A 16886-nucleotide genomic window follows, 5' to 3' on the forward strand; every position below is an offset into this window, starting at 1 on the left:
CCGTCTTTTGGACGCGCCGCCTGCCAGCAGGTGTTCACCCCAAGTATTTCCCTATGCCCAAACAGGGTCTAGGTTTATGGATTCGCCCCTCGCGGGCAAAACACAGAAGGAGCGCCACTCATGGCTAAGCTCACCAACGACGAGCTCATTGCAGCTTTCAAGGAACTGACCATCATCGAGCTCTCCGAGTTCGTTACCCTCTTCGAAGAGACCTTTGAAGTTACCGCTGCTGCTGTTGCAGTTGCAGGCCCCGCCGGTGGCGGCGCCGCTGAAGAAGCTGCTGAGCAGACTGAATTCGACGTTATCCTCGAAGCAGCCGGCGACAAGAAGATCGCAGTTATCAAGGAAGTTCGCGCCATCACTTCCTTGGGTCTGAAGGAAGCCAAGGAGGTCGTTGACTCGGCTCCTAAGGCTGTTCTCGAAGGTGCAACGAAGGAAGCTGCTGAGAAGGCCAAGGAAGCTCTCGAAGCTGCCGGCGCCACGGTTACCCTCAAGTAATCACCTCGTCTTTCTAAAAGAAGCCCCGCACCGATTGGTGCGGGGCTTCTTTTGCATGTACGCCCAGTGAATGCGGGCCGGCCAGCTGCCTCGCGGGCAGTAAGATTTCCTCGGTCGCTGGGCAACCTTCGCAAATCCATCCCCGCTCCGGCAGCAGGCCGTCCCTGCCGTCTGGGCCCACGAGCGGTGGCACCGCCGCTGAGCTACTCCGGTACTGAGATGTCCGCTACGATCGCGCCGTAGGCGGCAACCAGCGCGTCGGCGTCAACGAACATGCTGTAGCCGTGTTCACCGGCACCCATAGCTACTTTGCGGCCAACGATGCTTTCGTCAGCGTAGACGGGCCAGGCCGTGGTGCTGCCCAGCGGAGTGATGGTGCCGCGCTCGTACCCAGTGGCGGCCAAGGCCACATCCGCCGGGGGCATTTGCAGCTTATTGACGCCAACGGCGGCGCGCAGCTTCGGCCAAGAGATCGCCTGTCCACCCGGAACCAGGGCGAACAAGAATGTCCCATCGCTGCGTTTCACCACCAAGGATTTCACAATGTCCGACGGCGCGATCCCCATGAGTGCCGCAGCCTCCTCCAACGAATTGGCGGCAGGGCGAGGAAAGATTTCGATCTCGAGACCACGGGCTGCTGCGTCCGCCGCTACACGGGCATGTCCCTCGGGTAGGGGCTCAGGTAGGATCTCGGGCAGTGGCCCGGGTGTCACTCGGCGTCCCGGAACAGCAGGAGGGCCTCACCTTGGCCGCCACCGCCACACAATGAGACGGCGGCCTTGCCAGCTCCGCGGCGGCTCAACTCCATGGCTGCGTGAAGTGCCAAGCGGGCTCCGGAGGCTCCAATGGGGTGGCCCAGAGCAATGGCGCCGCCATGGATATTGCACTTCTCCAGAGGAAAGTCCAGGTCGCGCAGCGACTGAACTGCTACTGAGCCGAAGGCTTCGTTGATTTCAATGAAGTCCAGATCGTTCACCTCCCAGCCCGCGGTCAGCAGGGCCTTGGCAATGGCATTGGCAGGTTGGGAGTGCAGTGAATTATCGGGTCCGGCCACCTGGCCGGGGGCACCAACCACTGCCAGCCACGCCAGGCCGTGTTCTTCGGCATAAGCACGCGATGACAGCACTAGGGCGCTGGCACCGTCGGATAGGGGAGAGGAGTTCCCAGCTGTGATGGCGCCGTCGGCGGTGAAGGCCGGGCGCAGGCCGGCGAGAGTTTCCACGGTGGTCTGCGGGCGGATTCCCTCGTCCTGATCGAGGACCAAGGGATCGCCCTTACGCTGAGGCACGTTTACCGGGACGATCTCGTCGGTAAACACGCCAGCTGCGGCGGCCGCTGCTGCGCGCTGATGCGAGGCTGCCGCAACCTCATCCTGGGCTGTGCGGCTGATGTTCAGGCGGATATTGCCGCGTTCGGTTGAGAGGCCCATGGAATCGTTGTCGAAGGCGTCTGTCAGTCCGTCGTGGGCAGCCACATCCAGAGCCTGAATGGCGCCGTACGTCCAGCCTTGGCGTGATCCGGGCAGCAGGTGCGGGGCGCGTGTCATGGACTCCTGCCCGCCAGCCACCACCACGCTGGCTTCCCCGCTACGGATCAGGCGCGCGGCATCGATCACGGCCGTTAGCCCGGAGAGGCAGACCTTGTTGATCGTCAGAGCGGGAACGTTCCAGCCAACGCCGGCACCCACCGAGCTCTGCCGCGCCGGATTCTGACCTGTGCCGGCTTGCAACACCTGTCCCATGATCACCTGGTCGACGTCCGCGATATCAATTCCGGAGCGAGTGATTGCCGCTGCAATGGCCTTCGCTCCGAGTTCCACGCCGGTGAAGGGGGCCAGCTGCCCGTTGAGCCGCCCTTGCGGCGTACGTGCTCCAGCAAGAATTACTACATCGTTTGCTTGTGACGTCATAGCCGCACTGCTCCTTGAAACTTGATTCCGCACAGATCCTCGTTGAGCTGTGTGTCTTTCCATAAAACCTAACAGCACAGGCAGTAAAGAAAATTCCTTGTCCGCCCTGTGGAAGCCTGAACGAGGGTACTATGACAGTGCAGCAGAGATTTAAATATCCACACTTGCGGTTTTTCAAATCTCGGGGTAGACACGCGAGCCCTTAAGCGGGTAGAGTAGTTCTTTGCGTATCCCTCTTAACCTTCAGCCTTCATATAGCGGTGGGCTTTGTATCGGTCAAGAGTCTTGGAAGAACGCGTTTTAGAGCAGCACCGCTGCACTATGAAGCGTCTTCTACGGCTACTTGGCCAGCGTTCCTCCTGGTTTGATGACCGGGAGAGAAACGGGTAAGGGTTCGTAAGAACAAGCCTGCAGGTCTGTGGAAGGATCCCTCTTGGTCGCCTCGAGCACCTCTAATGTAAATAACGCTGCAACCGCTATCGATTCAAACAGCACCGACGGTGCAAAGAGTCGCATCTCATTCGCAAAGATTCATGAGCCGCTTGACGTGCCGAATCTGCTTGCACTCCAGACCGAGAGCTTTGACTGGCTCGTAGGTAATGGGCGCTGGCAGGAACGCATGCAGAGCGCTGTGGATGCTGGCGATGACAGTGTGGCCGTCACGTCCGGTCTGTCCGACATTTTCGAAGAGATTTCCCCCATTGAGGACTTCCAGGGCACCATGTCCCTGTCCTTCACGGAGCCGGAATTCTCTGACCCCAAGTTCACCGTTGATGAGTGCAAGGACCGCGACGCCACGTACGCCGCACCGCTGTACGTCAAGGCCGAGTTCATGAATAACTTGACCGGTGAAATCAAACAGCAGACTGTCTTCATGGGCGATTTTCCGCTCATGACTAACAAGGGCACGTTTGTCATCAACGGCACCGAGCGTGTTGTTGTTTCCCAGCTGGTTCGTTCCCCGGGTGCTTACTTCGAGCGCACCGCGGATAAGACCAGTGACAAGGAAATCTTCACCGCCAAGATCATCCCCTCACGTGGTGCATGGTTCGAGCTGGAGATTGACAAGCGCGATCAGGTTGGCGTTCGTCTGGACCGCAAGCGCAAGCAGTCAGTCACCGTACTGCTGAAGGCGCTCGGCTGGACCGAAGGCCAGATCCTGGAAGAGTTCGGCGAGTTCGACTCGATCCGTGCCACCTTGGAAAAGGATGCCACCACAGGCCGCGAGGATGCCCTGTTGGACATCTATCGCAAGCTGCGTCCGGGCGAGCCGCCCACCGTTGACGCTGCTGACGCTCTGTTGCACAACCTGTACTTCAACCCGAAGCGTTACGATCTGGCCAAGGTTGGCCGTTACAAGATCAACCGCAAGCTCGGTATTGATCTGCCGTTGAGCGACGAGAAGGCTTCCGTACTGAGCGTGGATGACATTGTCGCCATGATCAAGTACTTGGTTGCTTTGCACGCCGGCAACAAGACCACCAAGGGCCAGCGCGACGGCGCCGAGGTCGACCTCCGTGTTGACGTCGATGACATCGACCACTTTGGTAACCGTCGTATCCGCGCCGTCGGCGAGCTCATCGAGAACCAGGTCCGCACAGGCCTCTCCCGCATGGAGCGCGTTGTCCGCGAGCGTATGACCACTCAGGACGTCGAGGCCATCACGCCGCAGACACTGATCAACATCCGTCCCGTTGTGGCAGCTATCAAGGAGTTCTTCGGAACCTCTCAGCTCTCACAGTTCATGGATCAGAACAACCCGCTGGCCGGTCTGACGCACAAGCGTCGACTGTCCGCGCTGGGCCCGGGCGGTTTGTCCCGTGACCGTGCAGGCATGGAAGTTCGAGACGTTCACCCGTCCCACTACGGCCGTATGTGCCCCATTGAAACTCCTGAAGGCCCCAACATTGGTCTGATCGGTTCCTTGGCATCCTACGGACGCATCAACCCGTTCGGCTTCATCGAGACCCCGTACCGTCGGGTTCTCAAGGGTGTTGTCTCCGACGAGGTTGATTACCTGACCGCTGATGACGAGATGGACGTTGTGATCGCACAGGCCAACGCGCCTCTCGATGACAACAGCCACTTCGTTGAAGAAACTGTTCTGGTTCGCCAGCGCGGTGGTGGCGGCGAGCCCGTTCTGATCCCGGCCGACGAGGTCGAGTACATGGACGTTTCCCCGCGCCAGATGGTATCTGTGGCTACTGCCCTGATCCCGTTCCTCGAGCATGACGATGCTAACCGCGCCTTGATGGGTGCGAACATGCAGCGTCAGGCTGTGCCGTTGGTCCAGTCCGAGGCCCCGTTTGTGGGAACCGGCATGGAGCGCGCCACCGCTGTTGACGCCGGAGACGTTGTCATCGCCAAGAAGGCAGGTGTGGTTTCTGAGGTTTCCGCCGACGTCGTTGTCATGTTGAACGACGACGGCACGGAGATCAGCTACCCGATCGCCAAGTACCAGCGCTCCAACCAGGGCACGGCCTACAACCAGCGCGTTCTGGCCTCTGAGGGTCAGCGTCTGGAAGTTGGCGGCATCATCGCTGACGGTCCGGCAACGGACATGGGCGAGCTTGCCTTGGGTAAGAACCTCTTGGTTGCCTTCATGTCCTGGGAAGGTCACAACTACGAGGATGCCATCATCCTTTCGCAGCGCATTGTTGCTGAGGATGTACTCTCCTCCATCCACATCGAAGAGCATGAGATTGACGCTCGCGACACCAAGCTTGGAGCTGAAGAAATCACTCGGGACATCCCGAACGTTTCCGAGGAAATCCTGGCTGGCCTGGACGAGCGCGGCATCATCCACATCGGTGCTGAAGTTGAAGCCGGCGACATCCTGGTTGGAAAGGTCACGCCCAAGGGCGAGACCGAGCTGACCCCGGAAGAGCGTCTGCTGCGCGCAATCTTCGGTGAGAAGAGCCGCGAAGTTCGCGACACTTCCTTGAAGGTTCCCCACGGAGAGTCCGGAACCGTCATTGGTGTTCGCGTCTTTGACCGCGACTCCGAAGATGATCTGCCTCCCGGTGTGAACCAGCTGGTTCGCGTCTACGTTGCCAACAAGCGCAAGATCACCGACGGTGACAAGCTTGCCGGCCGTCACGGTAACAAGGGTGTTATTTCCAAGATCCTCCCGATCGAAGATATGCCCTTCCTCGCCGACGGTACTCCGGTGGACATCGTCCTGAACCCCTTGGGTGTTCCGGGTCGTATGAACGTCGGACAGGTCCTGGAAATCCACCTCGGTTGGGTTGCCAAGACTGGTTGGAAGGTTGAAGGCGAGCCTGACTGGATCAAGAACCTGCCGAACCTGCCGCGTGAAAGCGGACAGACGAAGGTTGCTACCCCGGTGTTCGACGGTGCCCGTGACGCAGAAATCACAGGCCTGCTCGATTCCACCAACGTGACTCGAGACGGCGACCGCCTGATCGATTCCTCTGGTAAAACCCGTCTGTTCGACGGCCGCTCAGGCGAGCCGTTCCCGGACCCGGTTTCCGTTGGCTACATGTACATCTTGAAGCTTCACCACTTGGTGGATGACAAGATTCACGCCCGCTCCACCGGTCCGTACTCCATGATCACCCAGCAGCCCTTGGGCGGTAAGGCGCAGTTCGGTGGACAGCGCTTTGGTGAGATGGAAGTTTGGGCATTGGAAGCATACGGCGCGGCGTACACGCTGCAGGAACTGCTGACGATCAAGTCCGATGACATCCACGGCCGCGTGAAGGTCTACGAAGCCATCGTCAAGGGCGAGAACATCCCGGAGCCCGGTATTCCGGAATCCTTCAAGGTTCTCATCAAGGAAATGCAGTCGCTGTGCTTGAACGTGGAAGTCCTTTCCACAGACGGCACCACGATTGAGATGCGTGACTCGGATGAAGAAGTCTTCCGGGCCGCGGAGGAGCTGGGCATCGACCTGTCACGGGCCGAGCCTAACTCTGTCGAAGAAGTTTAACCACGGACGACGGCGGTGGCCAGCCCACCGCCGTCGGCCCTCCCTTCTTCCCGTACCCGACACAGACTTTCAGACTTTAGAGAATTAGAGAGAACAGGACCCATATGTCCAGCGAATCCTCCTTCGGCCTCATGCAGATTGGCCTGGCTACCGCGCAAGATATTCGCGACTGGAGCCACGGCGAAGTCAAGAAGCCGGAAACTATTAACTACCGCACGCTCAAGCCGGAAAAAGATGGCCTCTTCTGTGAGAAGATCTTCGGCCCGTCCCGCGACTGGGAATGCTACTGCGGCAAGTACAAGCGCGTGCGCTTCAAGGGCATCATTTGCGAGCGTTGTGGCGTTGAAGTCACCCGCGCAAAGGTACGCCGTGAGCGCATGGGTCACATTGAGCTTGCAGCGCCCGTAACTCACATCTGGTACTTCAAGGGCGTCCCCTCGCGCTTGGGTTACCTGCTGGACCTGGCACCGAAGGACCTCGAAAAGGTCATTTACTTCGCTGCCTACATGATCACCAGTGTTGACGATGCTGCACGCCACGAAGAGCTGCCGAACCTCCAGATCGAGCACGATCTGGAAAAGAAGCGCATGGTGGACACCCGTGACAGCGACATCGCCACGATCGCCCGCGACCTCGAAGGCGAGCTTGCTCGTCTCGAAGGTGAAGGCGCCAAGGCAGCAGATAAGAAGAAGGCCCGCGACTCCGCGGACCGTCAGATGGCGAACGTGCGTAAGCGCGCCGACGCTGACATCGACCGCCTCGAGCAGGTTTGGGATCGCTTCAAGGCTCTCAAGGTTGCTGACCTGGAAGGTGACGAAGCTCTTTACCGCGAACTGCGCGAGCGCTACGGCATGTTCTTCCAGGGCTCCATGGGTGCCGAAGCTATCAAGAGCCGTCTCGAGAACTTCGATATGGCTGGCGAAGCTGAGATCCTGCGCGACATCATTGCCAATGGCAAGGGCCAGCGCAAGACTCGTGCACTGAAGCGACTGAAGGTTGTCAACGCATTCTTGACCACCAACAACAGCCCGCTCGGCATGGTTCTGGATGCCGTCCCGGTGATCCCGCCGGAACTGCGCCCCATGGTTCAGCTCGACGGTGGCCGTTTCGCCACCTCGGACTTGAACGACCTGTACCGCCGCGTGATCAACCGCAACAACCGTCTCAAGCGTCTGCTTGATCTGGGTGCTCCGGAGATCATCGTCAACAACGAAAAGCGCATGCTGCAGGAAGCTGTTGACTCGCTGTTCGATAACGGTCGTCGCGGCCGTCCTGTCACCGGACCGGGTAACCGTCCATTGAAGTCGCTCTCTGACATGCTTAAGGGCAAGCAGGGTCGATTCCGTCAGAACCTCCTCGGTAAGCGCGTTGATTACTCTGGCCGTTCGGTTATTGTTGTTGGCCCGCAGCTGAAGCTGCACCAGTGTGGTCTGCCCAAGCAGATGGCTCTGGAGCTCTTCAAGCCGTTCGTGATGAAGCGCCTGGTTGACCTCAACCATGCTCAGAACATCAAGAGCGCCAAGCGTATGGTGGAGCGTTTCCGTCCCCAGGTTTGGGATGTTCTCGAAGAGATCATCACCGAGCACCCGGTACTGCTGAACCGTGCACCAACCCTGCACCGTTTGGGTATCCAGGCGTTCGAGCCCCAGCTTGTTGAAGGTAAGGCAATCCAGCTTCACCCGCTGGTTTGTGGTGCTTTCAACGCTGACTTCGACGGTGACCAGATGGCAGTTCACTTGCCGCTGAGCCCCGAAGCTCAGGCTGAAGCTCGCATCTTGATGTTGTCCTCGAACAACATTTTGAAGCCTTCAGATGGCCGTCCGGTGACCTTGCCGTCACAGGATATGATCATCGGTCTGTACCACTTGACCACCAAGCGTGAAGGTTCTGTTGGCGAAGGCCGTCAGTTCTCCACGGCAGCTGAAGCTGTCATGGCGTTCGACGCCGGCGAACTGCACTTGAACTCACAGGTGAAGATCCGTTTGGAGAACTTCATCCCGGGTGCCGAGCGCAAGGGTCCGGAAGGCTTCGAAGCTGGCGATTCAGCCATCATCGATACCTCACTGGGTCAGGTCATCTTCAACGAAACCCTGCCTGCTGACTACCCCTGGGTTGAAGCTGTTGCAGACAAGGGTCAGCTCTCGGAGATCGTCAACGACCTCGCCGAGCGTTACCCCAAGGTGGTTGTGGCAGCAACACTGGATAACTTGAAGGATGCCGGTTTCTACTGGGCAACCCGTTCAGGTATCACCGTTGCCATCTCCGATATTGAGGTGCCTGCAGCCAAGCCTGCCATCCTTGAAAGCTACGAGGTCAAGGCCGCTAAGGTCCAGGCTCAGTACGACAAGGGTCTGATTGCTGATGACGAGCGCCGCCAGGAGCTCATCGACATCTGGAACCAGGCAACCAACGAGATCGCTGACGTCATGCGGGCATCCTTCGCCGCATCCAACACGATCAACCGTATGGTTTCCTCCGGTGCTCGTGGTAACTGGATGCAGGTTCGCCAGATTGCTGGCATCCGTGGCTTGGTGGCTAACCCTAAGGGTGAAATTATTCCTCGCCCGATCAAGTCCTCCTACCGTGAGGGCCTGTCGGTTTTGGAGTACTTCATTGCTACTCACGGTGCCCGTAAGGGTCTGGCCGATACCGCTCTGCGTACAGCTAACTCCGGTTACCTGACCCGTCGACTGGTTGACGTTTCACAGGATGTCATCGTTCGCGAAGACGACTGTGGCACCGAGCGCGGCTTGACGCTGCCGATCGCCGTGGTTGATTCCATGGGCGAGATCGTCCTGCACGAAGAGGTCGAGAACAGCGTTTACGCTCGTACCTTGGCTGCTGAAGTGCTTGACGCATCTGGCGCCGTTCTGGCAGCTGCCGGTGACGATGTTGGAGATGTCCTCATTGACAAGCTGTTCGCAGCCGGCATTGAAGAGATCAAGGTCCGCTCGGTGCTCACCTGTGAGTCAACCGTTGGTACCTGTGCGTTGTGCTATGGCCGTTCCTTGGCAACCGGTAAGACCGTAGACATTGGTGAGGCCGTCGGTATTATTGCCGCACAGTCCATCGGTGAGCCCGGTACCCAGCTGACCATGCGTACCTTCCACACCGGTGGTGCTGTTTCTGCCAGCCGTGGCGAGGACATCACCCAGGGTCTGCCCCGTATCCAGGAGCTCTTCGAAGCACGTACCCCCAAGGGTGTGGCTCCGATAGCAGAAGCTGCCGGTCGCATCAACATTGATGAGTCCGAGAAGACCATGCGTTTGATCCTGACCCCGGACGACGGCAGCGAAGAAATCGCATACCCGGTACTCCGACGCGCACGCCTGCAGGTTGCTGACGGGGAGCACGTTGAAGTTGGCCAGAAGCTCATTGTGGGTGCAGTTGACCCCAAGCAGGTTCTGCGTATCCTCGGCCCGCGTGCCGCTCAGAAGCACCTCGTTGAGGAAGTTCAGGGCGTTTACCGCAGCCAGGGTGTGGGTATCCACGACAAGCACGTCGAGGTTATCGTCCGCCAGATGCTCCGTCGCGTGACGGTCATTGAATCAGGCGATTCCAAGTTGCTGCCCGGCGAGCTCGCCGAGCGCGGTCGCTTCGAGACGGAAAACCGTCGCGTTGTCTCCGAAGGCAAGAAGCCTGCTTCGGGCCGTAACGAACTGATGGGTATCACCAAGGCTTCCTTGGCTACCGAATCATGGCTCTCCGCCGCATCCTTCCAGGAGACCACCCGCGTTCTGACGCAGGCGGCCATGGAAGGCAAGTCGGACCCGCTGTTGGGTCTGAAGGAGAACGTGATCATCGGTAAGTTGATCCCCGCCGGCACCGGCCTTCCGCGCTACACCAACGTCACGGTGGAGCCCACGGAAGAAGCCAAGGCCAACCTGTTCACCGGTCCGAGCGCATTCAGCGACTTTGACTACGTGGGCGGCGTAGGAGATTTGGGCAACGAGTTCCGTGCCATCCCCTTGGATGACTACGATCTCGGTACCAACTTCTCCGGCTAACAGCTAAGCGAAAAGTACGACGGCGGTGGGTGAGTTTCGAAGGAAACTCACCCACCGCCGTCGCACTTTAACAACGCTATCCCACCAATGGTGTGCTTTTCGGCAGACGCTATCGCACCAAATGCGGGCTTTCGGCAGACGCTATCGCACTGCTAAAAGGAATAGTCGCCGGTCTTCCATTTTTCCCAATCCCACCTGGATAGGAACTTTTCCCCACTGGCATGGCCCGAGGAGTACATGGCCAGCTTGTCTTGGGCTGTGAGCTTGAAATCTGTTGCACGGTAGGCGGAGGTGTCAACAAAAATGGTTCGCGAGATCGCTTGCGGGTCATTGATGTAGCTGCGATCGTGGGCCCCAATCATGGTGCTCAGGAGAGACTTTGCCAATTGGACGCCATTGCTATCTGGGACCCAGTCCCCGGAGCGGATGGTGGAGCGGCCTGAGAGCTTCACCCCGAGAGTGGGCCAACGCGAGGGTGCGTTGTCATGCCTGTCAAAGATTGACATGGGGAAGTTGGAGAGCATGCCGCCGTCAACGCAAACAATATGATCGTGGCCTGTGGTCTTGGCATCGGTAGGCATCTTCCACACCAGTAGCTGTTCAAAGTTCCAAGGGAGCCGAAGCATGAGCTCCCACGAAACATCAGAGTCAATCACCACCAGCTTGTATCTCTGGGACGGTTGCAGCGCACTATCTGGATCGTCCTCTTTCAAGTCGGCCCAGGTGCGCACGCCATGGTCTGCGAGGGTCTCGGTTAGCCAGTCGTGCAGAAATCTGCCAGCGTAGAGGCCCTCTTGGAGGACTAAACTTGCCACCGGTCCCATCCCGGGGATATGTGAAAAGCACCCCCAGCTCATCTTCAAAGCGCGAGAAGTCCAGTTGGTCCATCACGTTCTTCACCTGAGGATCACCCATGCCAGAGGCTAGTAGGCCAGCAACTATTGCCCCTGCGGACGTGCCGGCAATCCGGTGAAAAGTGTAGGGATCACAGTGGTTGGCCAAGGCGGTCACCGCGCCGACCAAACTGGAGCCTTTTATTCCGAGCCTTCAACTACCAGATCTGCATCAGCCATGACGCACCCACTCAGTCAGCAAGCCTCCCCCCACGTGAGGCTCCGCAAAGTCGCAAACACGGCCGACGGCGCCGTGGGGCAACTCTCAGCTAGGCAATGAGGCACCGATTCGTGCCAGAGAAGCAACCCGTGGTAACGTAATAAGTAATTGTTAGTGTGGCAGTGGATAAGAGCGTCTATTTTCTTTGTTTAGGCAAAGAAAGTGCATGCGGGTCCGGGTTGTACGGTTCTTGTACAGCGAATGCCACATTTTTGCATGCCTAGGCGCTGTGAAGTCGCCAAGTCTGCGACTACCAGTAAAAGGCTTTCCCCGGTGGCTGTTTAATGTGAGCACCGGGGCCAGCAACACGAGAATCCACTCGAGAAAACAACGGAGAACACGAAAGTGCCTACGATTAACCAGCTGGTCCGAAAGGGCCGGACACCCAAGGTCACAAAGACCAAGGCTCCCGCATTGAAGGGTAGCCCCATGCGTCGCGGCGTTTGCACGCGCGTTTACACCACCACTCCCAAGAAGCCGAACTCGGCTCTGCGTAAGGTTGCACGTGTGCGCCTCAACGGCGGCGTGGAAGTTACCGCTTACATCCCCGGTGTAGGCCACAACCTTCAGGAGCACTCCATCGTGCTCGTTCGTGGAGGCCGTGTTAGGGACCTTCCCGGCGTTCGTTACAAGATCGTCCGTGGCGCATTGGATACCCAGGGCGTTAAGAACCGCAAGCAGGCTCGTAGCCGCTACGGTGCAAAGATGGAGAAGAAGTAATATGCCTCGCAAGGGTCCGGCCCCCAAGCGGCCGCTAGTTGTAGATCCCGTATACGGTTCCCCTTTGGTCACTCAGTTGATCAACAAGGTTCTGGTAGACGGTAAGAAGTCCACCGCAGAGCGCATCGTTTACGGCGCACTCGAAGGTGTACGTGAGAAGACCGGTGCTGATCCCGTTGTTGCCTTGAAGAAGGCCATGGAGAACATCAAGCCCAGCCTCGAAGTCAAGTCCCGCCGTGTTGGTGGCGCTACCTACCAGGTTCCCGTTGAGGTCAAGCCGGGTCGTCAGACCGCACTTGCCCTTCGCTGGTTGGTCGGTTACTCGAAGGCTCGCCGCGAGAAGACCATGACCGAGCGCTTGCGCAACGAAGTTTTGGATGCTTCCAATGGTCTTGGTGCCGCTGTCAAGCGTCGCGAAGACACCCACAAGATGGCAGAGTCCAACAAGGCCTTCGCCCATTACCGCTGGTAACTAGAGTTGTGAAACTGCCGGCGGTAACCCCGCCGGCAGCCTTCAGCTCATCTTTAGACAAAGGGAGAAACCGTGGCACAGGACGTGCTTACAGACCTTAACAAGGTCCGCAACATCGGCATCATGGCCCACATCGATGCTGGCAAGACCACTACGACTGAGCGCATCCTGTTCTACACGGGTGTGAACCACAAGCTCGGCGAAACGCACGATGGTGCTTCGACGACTGACTGGATGGAACAGGAAAAGGAACGCGGCATCACCATCACGTCTGCCGCCGTGACCTGCTTCTGGAACAACAACCAGATCAACATCATTGACACCCCTGGCCACGTTGACTTCACTGTTGAGGTTGAGCGCTCACTTCGCGTGCTCGACGGCGCAGTTGCTGTCTTTGACGGTAAGGAAGGCGTTGAGCCGCAGTCTGAGACCGTTTGGCGTCAGGCTGACAAGTACAACGTTCCGCGTATCTGCTTCGTCAACAAGATGGACAAGCTCGGTGCTGACTTCTACTTCACCGTAGATACCATCATCAACCGTCTCGGTGCCAAGCCTCTCGTTATGCAGTTGCCGATCGGTGCTGAAAGCGAATTCACTGGCGTTGTTGACCTGCTGAGCATGAAGGCCTTCGTTTGGGCCGGCGACTCTAAGGGTGACGTCACCATGGGTGCCGCCTACGAAATCCAGGAGATCCCCGCTGATCTTCAGGAAAAGGCCGAAGAGTACCGCGCTGCCCTCGTTGAGGCTGCTGCTGAGTCCTCCGAAGAGCTCATGGAAAAGTACCTCGAAGGCGAAGAGCCCTCCATCGATGAGCTGAAGGCCGGCATTCGTAAGCTGACCGTCAACTCCGAGATCTACCCGGTCTTCTGTGGTTCAGCATTCAAGAACCGCGGCGTGCAGCCCATGCTTGATGCTGTCATCGACTTCCTGCCGAACCCGTTGGATGTCGGCGCGATGGTCGGTCACGATCCCCGCGACGAAGAAATCGAACTCAAGCGTGAGCCGAATGAAGACGAGCCGTTCTCGGCTCTCGCCTTCAAGATCGCAACGCACCCGTTCTTCGGTCAGTTGAACTTCATCCGCGTGTACTCCGGTAAGGCAACTCCCGGTACTCAGCTGCTGAACTCGACGAAGCAGAAGAAGGAACGTATTGGCAAGCTCTTCCAGATGCACGCCAATAAGGAAATGCCCGTAGATGAGGTCCACGCAGGACACATCTACGCTGTGATCGGTCTCAAGGACACCACCACCGGTGATACCTTGTGCGATCCGGCTAACCCGATCGTTCTCGAATCGATGACCTTCCCGGATCCCGTGATCTTCGTCGCCATCGAACCGAAGACCAAGGGTGACCAGGAGAAGCTCTCCACGGCTATCCAGAAGCTCTCCGCTGAGGACCCGACGTTCACCGTCAACCTCAACGAAGACACCGGCCAGACCGAAATCGGCGGCATGGGCGAGCTCCACTTGGACATCCTGGTGGACCGCATGCGTCGCGAGTTCAACGTTGAGGCTAACGTTGGCAAGCCGCAGGTTGCTTACCGCGAAACCATCAAGCGCGCTGTTGTCAAGCATGACTACACGCACAAGAAGCAGACCGGTGGTTCCGGCCAGTTCGCTAAGATCCAGATTGCCATTGAGCCGCTGGATACGCACGAAGGCGAAATGTACGAGTTCAGCAACAAGGTCACTGGTGGCCGTGTTCCTCGCGAGTACATCCCCAGCGTTGACCAGGGCATCCAGTCCGCACTGCCTGACGGCGTGCTGGCCGGTTACCCGATGGTTGGCATCAAGGCCACACTGCTCGACGGTGCGTCCCACGATGTTGACTCCTCCGAAATGGCCTTCAAGATCGCCGGTCGCATGGCGTTCAAGGAAGCCGCTCGGTTGGCTAACCCGGTTCTGCTTGAACCGTTGATGGAAGTTGAAGTCCGCACCCCTGAGGAATACATGGGTGAAGTTATCGGTGACATCAACTCACGTCGTGGTCAGATGCAGTCCATGGAGGACGCAAGCGGTGTCAAGGTCATCAAGGCTCTTGTTCCCTTGTCCGGCATGTTCGGCTACATCGGTGATCTGCGGTCCAAGACCCAGGGTCGTGCCGTGTACTCGATGAAGTTCGATAGCTACTCTGAGGTTCCGAAGGCTGTTGCCGACGAAATCATCCAGAAGGCTCGCGGCGAGTAATCGCCCTTTTTGACTGGGTCTGTTCTGGCCGTAGGCTGGGACAGACCCAATCTGAAGCAATTTCTTAAATATCAAAAGCCCCCAGTAGACTTATTTTGATTTCAGCGGCGAACAGCGCTGCTGAGAGTAAGTTTTCTAAAATGTTCTAGGAGGAACCTGTGGCAAAGGCAAAGTTCGAGCGGACCAAGCCGCACGTTAACATCGGCACCATCGGTCACGTTGACCATGGTAAGACCACGTTGACGGCTGCCATTTCCAAGGTACTGTACGACAAGTACCCCGATCTCAACGAGGCACGCGATTTCGCTACCATCGACTCGGCTCCCGAGGAGAAGCAGCGCGGTATCACGATCAACATCTCCCACGTTGAGTACCAGACCGAAAAGCGCCACTACGCACACGTAGACGCCCCCGGTCACGCTGACTACATCAAGAACATGATCACCGGTGCTGCCCAGATGGACGGCGCTATCTTGGTAGTTGCAGCAACTGACGGTCCGATGGCTCAGACCCGCGAGCACGTTCTGTTGGCCCGCCAGGTTGGTGTTCCCTACCTGCTGGTCGCACTGAACAAGTCCGACATGGTTGATGACGAAGAACTCCTCGACTTGGTCGAAATGGAAGTTCGCGAACTGCTCTCCTCACAGGGCTTCGACGGCGACGAGGCACCTGTTGTCCGCGTTTCCGGCCTGAAGGCTCTGGAAGGCGACCCCGTATGGGTCAAGTCCGTTGAGGACCTGATGGACGCTGTTGATAACAACGTTCCTGACCCCATCCGCGACAAGGACAAGCCGTTCCTGATGCCGGTTGAAGATGTCTTCACCATCACCGGTCGTGGAACCGTTGTTACGGGCCGCGCCGAGCGTGGAACGCTTCAGATCAACTCTGAAGTTGAAATCGTTGGTATCCGTCCGGTCCAGAAGACCACGGTTACCGGTATCGAAATGTTCCACAAGCAGCTCGACGAAGCATGGGCTGGCGAGAACTGTGGTCTGCTGCTCCGCGGTATCAAGCGCGAAGACGTAGAGCGTGGCCAGGTTATCGTGAAGCCGGGTTCCATTACCCCGCACACCGATTTCGAAGCCAACGTCTACATCTTGGCCAAGGATGAGGGCGGGCGTCACAACCCGTTCTACTCCAACTACCGCCCGCAGTTCTACTTCCGCACCACGGATGTTACCGGCGTCATCACCCTGCCCGAGGGCACGGAAATGGTTATGCCTGGCGACAACACCGAAATGTCAGTCGTGCTGATCCAGCCGATCGCCATGGAAGAGGGCCTCGGCTTCGCTATCCGCGAAGGCGGCCGCACCGTTGGTTCAGGTCGTGTCACCAAGATCCTCAAGTAATTTCTGATTACTTAGATCTATAAAGAAGGGCCCCAGCTTCGGCTGGGGCCCTTCTTTTATTCTGTGCTGAATGCTCGACGGCGTCACGCCCCTTCCGTACTTTCGGCTCCTTGGGCGGTGGCAGCAAAAGACACCGGCACCAAGGTTGGTGCCGGTGTCTTGAGGGGGATTCTTAGCTTTCGCTCGGGGCCAGGCCGTCTACGAGTTGTTGGACCAGTTCAAGGTCCAGATTCTGGCTAGCATTGATTGCCAAGAGTGTGATGCCTGCAAAGATACCCTCGCCGAGCAACGTGGCGATCAGGGTGGCCCTGCGGGGAACTCCGTTGGCATCCTTGAAGGTGACCGCGTAGGCGTAGCTCTGCTTGCCGGCACTGTTGATATTGCCCTGGGCGTCTTCCACGGCGTCGAACTCTTGTACATAGTGCTGCGCCATGCCCTGCGCCCATGCTAGAAGACCCAGGAGATCTGTGGCTGCACTGTCATCGCGGACCACAGAAATCACGTCGCCATTCACAAGACTGAATTGACGGCTAGCGGGTCCGGCGCTTGACTCCTCGATGGGCGCTGCCCCATCAGGCAGGATGATTTTCAGGCCCAGTCCTGTATCGAATTGTTGGCTCATTTTTTGAGGCCTCTCAAGTGGTTACGAGCTAGTTTGTTCAACGTTGCTACTTCATGA

11 protein-coding genes and 1 pseudogene are annotated in these 16886 nt (G+C 58.1%); 7 read left to right on the forward strand and 5 right to left on the reverse strand.

Annotation, left to right across the window (positions count from 1 at the left end; genetic code table 11):
- Positions 1-120 precede the first annotated feature (120 nt).
- A complete protein-coding gene (gene rplL, locus AB0P14_RS13840) occupies positions 121-498 on the forward strand; it encodes a 50S ribosomal protein L7/L12 (RefSeq protein ID WP_363843284.1) in 378 nt (125 codons plus the stop codon).
- A gap of 203 nt (positions 499-701) precedes the next feature.
- Here rplL and AB0P14_RS13845 read toward each other — a convergent pair whose 3' ends face one another.
- Positions 702-1196, reverse strand: coding sequence for a YbaK/EbsC family protein (locus AB0P14_RS13845; RefSeq protein ID WP_363843517.1), 495 nt, complete (start codon positions 1194-1196; stop codon positions 702-704).
- Positions 1197-1207: 11 nt separating this feature from the next.
- Positions 1208-2407 carry an acetyl-CoA C-acetyltransferase gene (locus AB0P14_RS13850; protein WP_363843287.1) on the reverse strand — a complete coding sequence of 400 codons (1200 nt, stop codon included), beginning with the start codon at positions 2405-2407 and terminating at the stop codon, positions 1208-1210.
- 433 nt (positions 2408-2840) lie between these two features.
- Here AB0P14_RS13850 and rpoB point away from each other — a divergent pair, with 433 nt between their 5' ends.
- Complete coding sequence (gene rpoB / locus AB0P14_RS13855) at positions 2841-6359, forward strand: DNA-directed RNA polymerase subunit beta (protein ID WP_363843290.1); 3519 nt, start codon at positions 2841-2843, stop codon at positions 6357-6359.
- 104 nt (positions 6360-6463) lie between these two features.
- The gene (locus tag AB0P14_RS13860; protein ID WP_363843293.1) at positions 6464-10366 is read left to right on the forward strand and encodes a DNA-directed RNA polymerase subunit beta'; all 3903 of its coding nucleotides are present in this window, start codon (positions 6464-6466) and stop codon (positions 10364-10366) included.
- A gap of 152 nt (positions 10367-10518) precedes the next feature.
- Here the strand turns inward: AB0P14_RS13860 and AB0P14_RS13865 are convergent, their stop codons facing one another.
- Positions 10519-11181, reverse strand: coding sequence for a hypothetical protein (locus AB0P14_RS13865; RefSeq protein WP_363843532.1), 663 nt, complete (start codon positions 11179-11181; stop codon positions 10519-10521).
- Positions 11182-11218: 37 nt separating this feature from the next.
- Positions 11219-11377, reverse strand: a pseudogene (locus AB0P14_RS13870) (patatin-like phospholipase family protein); the annotation flags it as partial.
- A 447-nt stretch (positions 11378-11824) separates the two neighbouring features.
- Here AB0P14_RS13870 and rpsL point away from each other — a divergent pair.
- From rpsL to tuf, 4 genes are all read left to right on the forward strand, one after another.
- Positions 11825-12199 (forward strand): 30S ribosomal protein S12, encoded by a 375-nt coding sequence (gene rpsL, locus AB0P14_RS13875; RefSeq protein ID WP_363843296.1) that lies wholly within the window; start codon positions 11825-11827, stop codon positions 12197-12199.
- Between the two features lies 1 nt (position 12200).
- Positions 12201-12671, forward strand: a complete 471-nt coding sequence (rpsG, locus tag AB0P14_RS13880) for a 30S ribosomal protein S7 (protein WP_038464713.1) — start codon at positions 12201-12203, stop codon at positions 12669-12671.
- A gap of 72 nt (positions 12672-12743) precedes the next feature.
- A complete protein-coding gene (fusA, locus tag AB0P14_RS13885) occupies positions 12744-14858 on the forward strand; it encodes an elongation factor G (protein WP_363843300.1) in 2115 nt (704 codons plus the stop codon).
- A gap of 158 nt (positions 14859-15016) precedes the next feature.
- On the forward strand, positions 15017-16207 hold the full coding sequence (tuf, locus tag AB0P14_RS13890) for an elongation factor Tu (RefSeq protein WP_038464709.1): 1191 nt from the start codon (positions 15017-15019) through the stop codon (positions 16205-16207).
- 172 nt (positions 16208-16379) lie between these two features.
- Here tuf and AB0P14_RS13895 read toward each other — a convergent pair whose 3' ends face one another.
- On the reverse strand, positions 16380-16829 hold the full coding sequence (locus AB0P14_RS13895) for a hypothetical protein (protein ID WP_363843303.1): 450 nt from the start codon (positions 16827-16829) through the stop codon (positions 16380-16382).
- Positions 16830-16886: the final 57 nt, after the last annotated feature.

It is taken from the genome of Specibacter sp. NPDC078709, assembly GCF_040686795.1.
Lineage (GTDB): Bacteria > Actinomycetota > Actinomycetes > Actinomycetales > Micrococcaceae > Specibacter.

Bases quoted from the DNA above. Each gene is read 5' to 3' on its own strand.
- rplL (WP_363843284.1), top strand. From the start codon at position 121: ATGGCTAAGCTCACCAACGACGAGCTCATTGCAGCTTTCAAGGAACTG.
- AB0P14_RS13850 (WP_363843287.1), bottom strand. From the start codon at position 2,407: ATGACGTCACAAGCAAACGATGTAGTAATTCTTGCTGGAGCACGTACG.
- AB0P14_RS13860 (WP_363843293.1), top strand. From the start codon at position 6,464: ATGTCCAGCGAATCCTCCTTCGGCCTCATGCAGATTGGCCTGGCTACC.
- rpsG (WP_038464713.1), top strand. From the start codon at position 12,201: ATGCCTCGCAAGGGTCCGGCCCCCAAGCGGCCGCTAGTTGTAGATCCC.
- AB0P14_RS13895 (WP_363843303.1), bottom strand. From the start codon at position 16,829: ATGAGCCAACAATTCGATACAGGACTGGGCCTGAAAATCATCCTGCCT.